The organism is Synechococcus sp. H55.9, from assembly GCF_047462355.1.
GTDB lineage: Bacteria > Cyanobacteriota > Cyanobacteriia > Thermostichales > Thermostichaceae > Thermostichus.
This window is the reverse complement of the sequence record NZ_JANSJB010000065.1, coordinates 9,288-14,586: the sequence shown is the minus strand read 5'-3', so window position 1 is coordinate 14,586 and position 5,299 is coordinate 9,288. Positions and strand designations below refer to the sequence as shown.

The following is a 5,299-nucleotide window of genomic DNA, read 5'->3' as shown; positions in this document are numbered from 1 at the left end:
TGCCTCATCTTTTTCGCCCTCTCCGGTTAGCAGCAGTTCTCGATCTAAGTCTGCCCGCGAGTGCATCAGCATTTTTTCTATTGGGGATCCCTCGGCATAGTCTAGGTAGCCCTGAGTAGCTGTTCCAGTGGTAGGGTAGCCAAAAAACAGCCGCTTTCCCACTGCCCACTTTTTTGCCCAAGCATAGGCTCCTAAGGTTTTCCCCGTACCACAGCCTGCTTTTACCAGTGTTACCCGACAGCGGGTATTAGCAATTTGCTCTTGGAAGGGTCGTAGAGAATTTCCCCCTAGTTTCTGGGTAACTAGTTGCTCTAGTTCGCTTTCCTGAAGAACCAAACTCAGGGTATTAGAGATCCAATCCTGTAGGTTTTCTCCCTCTGATGGCAAGATCGATCCTGCCAGATCTGCAGCGATGACTGTGGCTTTAGCCGCCGCCACCAATGCCCGCTGATCTGAGCTTAGACTTTTGGCAAAGTCTCGGAACTGATTTGCCAAGGTATGTAAATGCTCTTCTAGCTGTTCTTTTTTCCAATTTGCCGAAGGTACATCTGGAATCTCTTCTGGCAGTCCAAGTTTCTGGGATCCCAGTCTCAATATGGATTGAAAATCCCGATGGTCAGTGTAAATACGAACCTCAGTTCCTGTGCCATCCGGCAACTCTGTAATTTTGTGTGATTCCTTGCCCTGTAAATCCACTCCTGCCTTGAGATGATGTCCGATTGCTGCCCAAGTAGCCAAGAGCAGCTCCTCTTCGGTAAATGCTTTCCGTAGCCACTCCCGAAATGGGCTAACCTGTAAGGCGAGTATGCCGCTTAAAAATTCATGTCGAATAAGTTGTTGCTTATTGTGAGCCCTCCAAGCCTTCTCAAGTCTTGCTTTTGATTCGGCATCTAGAATTGATGACTTGAGATAAATCATCTCTTGGAAATGTTGGTTTGCCTTGCCCCAATCATGTAAATAAGATCCCAGCTTAACAATAGATTTCAGACGACTTGCGTCCTTCAACCTCAACTGCTGCTGAATAGTCTCTCCTAGATGCTCTGAAAGAACTTCAGCCGCTGATAATACAGCCGTAACATGACCTGTAAGCTTAGCAGCGCCTTTTGCTTGAGCGTACTCTTCTTCGGATTGGCGGCTGGGATCCCGCTTCTCCAGAGATTTTGCCAGTAAAAACTTAAACATTGTAGATCTCTTCTTACTTGTAAGGTAAAAAGAATCCGCAGCCCATGCGCCGTCGGCCACCTAGGCCTACTTGCTGCAGACGAATTGAATCTTCCTCTTGTAAGTTCTCTACCAATGTTGAGAAACCTATGATTGTATGCCCCTTGATTCTTAAGGTTTTACGCAGAGGCTTTCCGGTTTTATCTTGCAGTACTGTTACCTGGCCTGAAATCTTTAGCTTCTCTAGCTGAGCCTGAGCAGCTTGGGCAAATGTATCCGGCTCAGTGTAGCCCTTGATCGTAACGATTCGAGCTTTCAGGGAAGTACTTGGTTTGAGAGTAAAAATCTTAGGGATCCCTAGCTGTACCTCATGAGATCCAATCTTCAATTGTTTACCGGCTAGCTTGTACACCTCCGCCACTGCCTCGATAGGTAGTCGAATCCTAATGTGGGAGTGTGGAGTTAGTAGGATTTTGCCTTGTCTATCTCTGATCCCTGCTGTTGTCAAAATACCGACGCAGGGATTCCGATGCAACATCGGCACTCGGTGACACAGTGCCGCCAATAAGCCGTATCCATGATCTGCCGGGAGCGTGGCTCCTCGTACAGGCAGGCACAAGTCTACTACGAGGGTAAGGAAGTCTGTTGAGTCAGGTGGTGAAGCCTCAGCAGTCATTGGTCTGGCTCCGCGTACAACCGCAATTTAAGACATCCCAGAAAGGAGGTTACTGGGGGCTCTTATCCCTTGTCAAGTGATAGACAGCGCCCTAAGGCGATCAGTGGATAGGGCAGTCAGGGGTGTTAGAGCCTGCTGCCACCAGCAAAGCACTTCTGACCACAACGGCCATTTAAGGGTGCTCAACGCCCGGAGGCTTACCTTCGACAATATCATCGTTCTCGGCTCACTGCATCTGTGAGTCAGTTCTGGGAATAGTTCTCAGAAGGCTGTTGGATCCCCCGCCCCTGCATAGGCAGGCTCAAGGGGCAGGGCTTAGGATGGCTTAGCATCTTTCTGCTTTTCATGTCTCCCCACTGCACTGCCTATGAACTTGTTCTTCGTTGCCAAGCCGCAGCCGTTTTCTCTTCTACTGATCGCGCTTCAGCTAGCTTTGGGAGCACCAGCAACAGCTCATCCGAGTTCTTTTTCTGGAAGTGACTCGACGGCGATAGCAGTTCAGAGAGTAACAGAAATCCATGGCGGAGCCGGCCCTTGGGCAGTGATCGGCTATCGCATGGGGATGCGCGCCCTTGCGGAGCTAGGCTTAATGGATCCAACTCCCCACACTTCTAGGAACCGTTTTTTGGTGGAGGTTATTCACGAGTCGCCGCCGGAGATCCCGTTTGTGTGTATTGTGGATGGCTTGCACGCTGCAACAGGAGCCAGTTTGGGCAAACTGAACTTGAAGCTGGTGGAAGTTGGCTCCCTCGACAAGATGCGCAGTGTGGTGATCCACCGAGAGACCGGCAAGCGGGTGGAGTTTCAAGTTTTGCCTGAGTTTATCGCCCAATACCGGAATTTGCCCCCGGAACAACTGGCGGCTGCAGGCCAGGAAGTTCTCCAACTGGCCGATGAGAAGCTCTTCCGCTTCACGATTAGCCCCTAGCAGGAAATCTTGTTTTGGGATCCCTTCAGCATTTGTCAATGGCCTGGAGATAAACTAGCAGGCTGTTTCACGCTATTTGCACTAAACCCACTAAGGGATCCGCGCTTGGGCAAACACATCCTGGGGAACAACCTTCAAGCCCGGCAAGCAATCGTCTTGGATGGCCTGGGATCCTGCAAATGTCTGCGGCGGGGCATCGGGGTAGAAGACGGTGATGCTCTTGGCCTGCGGATCCACAATCCAAACGCGCAGGATCCCGGCCTGCAGGTAATCTGCTGCTTTTTGAACCACAGCCCCAAAACTCTGACCCGGTGAAAGAATCTCAACCACCAGCTCGGGAATGGCGGAACAAGGCTCATCGGCCATGGCCTCAATTGGCAATCGCTCATTGGAGATGTAGGTGATATCCGGGATCGGGATCCAGGGCTCCGCATGTCGGGTTAGGACAATTGCCCATTCAGTATGAGCGGATCCCGGCTTGGGACACTCAGCAGCGGAGCACCAGTCCTCAAGGATTCGCCACAGGATGGGCTGGAGACGAGCGTGGAAGCGCTTTGGCGACATGGGTTCATATTTGAGAACAGCTTGTCCATCGACCAGCTCGTAGGTAATATCTTCCTCTGGCAGGGCAAGAAATTGTTCGGGAGTAAGTTTTTGATCTGGAGTCAACAACTCTGTAGTTGCCGTCACAAGAGAGCCCTCCTTGCTGAGAATAACCAAGTTCCTGCTCAAGCCAATTCTCTCTCGATCTGCCTCAATCTCTTGGAGTGAGTGTCTGCAAAGATAACCGCACTCAATTGTAAACTCAGCTCACCCACTAAGGGATCCGCGCTTGAGCAAACACATCCTGGGTGATAACTGCTAGACCTGGCAAGAAGTCATCTTGGATGGCTTGGGATCCCGTAAAGGTCTTTGGCGGGGCATCGGGGTAGAAGACGGTGATGCTCTTGGCCTGCGGATCCACAATCCAAACGCGCAGGATCCCGGCCTGCAGGTAATCTGCTGCTTTTTGAACCACAGCCCCAAAACTCTGACCCGGTGAAAGAATCTCAACCACCAGTTCGGGAGCTGTTGGACAAGGGCCGTCTTCCACCTGCTGCTCCGGCCAGCGTTCAAACGAAACATAGAGCAAATCAGGAACGGGAAGCCACTTCTGACCCTGCCTTTGCAAAACAATTGCCAGCTCTGTATATACATCTCCCTTGCCCTGACACCACGCATCCAGAATGAAAAGCAATCGCTTCTGCAGAGAGGCATGAAATCTCTGAGGGGACATCGGCGCATCTTTGGGAACAGCTTGTCCATCGACCAGCTCGTAGGTAATATCTTCCTCTGGCAAAGCAAGAAACTGTTCGGGAGTGAGTTTTTGATGAGAAATCGATAGCTGTTCGGTCGAGAGCATGCCCAGATCCTCATCGTTCTAGAGGCCAACTGCTTTCTAGGCTAACTCCGGGCTCCTTCCACCTTCACTGCTTGGGAAAAGGCGTCTTGTTTTCGTGAAGGGGGGGCTTCCAGGTTGCGGTAGCTTGCAGGCGGTTGTGCTTTGATGCTTTGCAGACCCAACCGCGAGGATCCCTATGGCTAAAACCCTTTTGACCACCCTGGGCACCGGCGATTACACCGAGACGGTGTATTGTTTTGGGGAGCGGCGGGCAGAGAAAACCTGCTACGTTGCCAAAGCCCTCTGCCAGCTCTTTGAGATTGACAGAATTATCCTCCTGCTGACGGAAGAGGCCCGCGCCAAGCACTGGAGCCGCCTGCAGGAAGATCTACCGCCCCATGTGGAGAAGGTGGCCAAGGCCATTCCCGAAGGCAAAACCGAGGCGGAGACCTGGGCCATCTTCGACGTGCTGGTTGATAGCATCGAGCCCAACACCCGGCTGTTTTTCGATATCACCCACGCCTTTCGCTCCATCCCCCTGCTGGTGCTCTTGGGAGCTGCCCTTTTGCGCAAGGCCAAAAATGTCGAGATCCAGGGGCTCTACTACGGCCTCTACCGCCCTGGTCAGGCAGAAACCCCCATTATCGATCTCACCCCCGCCCTTCGGCTTTTGGACTGGCTGACGGCCACCGACAAGTTCATCAGCACCGGCTCAGCCCTGGAGCTGGGGCAGCTTTTGGACAGGGTTCAACGGGACTTTTACCGGCAGCAAAAGCCCGGCAAAGGGGATCCCAGGCCCACCCGGCTGCAGAGCTTTGGACAAGCCATCCGCGACATCTCCCGTTGCCTGGAGCTGGTGAGGCCGGTGAGCCTTTTGGAGGATGACCTGCCCAGGTTGCAAAAGCACTCTACCCAGGAGTTGGCAGAAGAGGTGGGCCAATTTGCCAAGCCCTTTGGCCTGCTGCTGCAAAGCATTCAAGACAGCTACAGCCAACTGGCGCTGCCGGCAGGCCAGAAGGAGGATCGCCGAGCTCAAGTTCAAAAGCACTTTCAACTGCTGCGCTGGTATGTGGAAAAGCGCTTCACCACCCAAGCCCTTCTCTTGGCCCGCGAGTGGGTGGTTTCTGCCCTTTGCCTCTGTGAGGGGATCCAA

6 protein-coding genes are annotated in these 5,299 nt (G+C 52.6%); 2 read left to right on the top strand and 4 right to left on the bottom strand.

All coding sequences use genetic code 11. The annotated features are described in order from the left end of the window. Together NW857_RS09240 and cas6 are read right to left on the bottom strand one after the other, a co-directional pair. On the bottom strand, nucleotides 1-1,182 hold a 1,182-nt coding region (locus tag NW857_RS09240), incomplete at its 3' end, for a CRISPR-associated endonuclease Cas3'' (RefSeq protein ID WP_414368747.1). A gap of 13 nt (nucleotides 1,183-1,195) precedes the next feature. Continuing rightward, nucleotides 1,196-1,837, bottom strand: a complete 642-nt coding sequence (cas6, locus tag NW857_RS09235; RefSeq protein WP_414337101.1) for a type I-MYXAN CRISPR-associated protein Cas6/Cmx6 — start codon at nucleotides 1,835-1,837, stop codon at nucleotides 1,196-1,198. Nucleotides 1,838-2,204: 367 nt separating this feature from the next. Between cas6 and NW857_RS09230 the strand changes: the two genes are divergently transcribed. Then, complete coding sequence (locus NW857_RS09230; RefSeq protein WP_414368745.1) at nucleotides 2,205-2,765, top strand: formylmethanofuran dehydrogenase subunit E family protein; 561 nt, start codon at nucleotides 2,205-2,207, stop codon at nucleotides 2,763-2,765. A gap of 90 nt (nucleotides 2,766-2,855) precedes the next feature. On the opposite strand, the gene NW857_RS09225 is transcribed toward NW857_RS09230, so the two are convergent. Both NW857_RS09225 and NW857_RS09220 read right to left on the bottom strand, forming a co-directional pair. After that, nucleotides 2,856-3,455: a Uma2 family endonuclease gene (locus tag NW857_RS09225; protein WP_414368743.1), complete on the bottom strand. Its 600-nt coding sequence runs from the start codon at nucleotides 3,453-3,455 to the stop codon at nucleotides 2,856-2,858. 127 nt (nucleotides 3,456-3,582) lie between these two features. Continuing rightward, a complete protein-coding gene (locus NW857_RS09220) occupies nucleotides 3,583-4,167 on the bottom strand; it encodes a Uma2 family endonuclease (protein ID WP_414348575.1) in 585 nt (194 codons plus the stop codon). A gap of 175 nt (nucleotides 4,168-4,342) precedes the next feature. On the opposite strand from NW857_RS09220, the gene csx2 reads away from it, so the two are divergent. Continuing rightward, nucleotides 4,343-5,299: TIGR02221 family CRISPR-associated protein (gene csx2, locus NW857_RS09215; RefSeq protein WP_414368741.1), on the top strand; the 957-nt coding region annotated here is incomplete at its 3' end.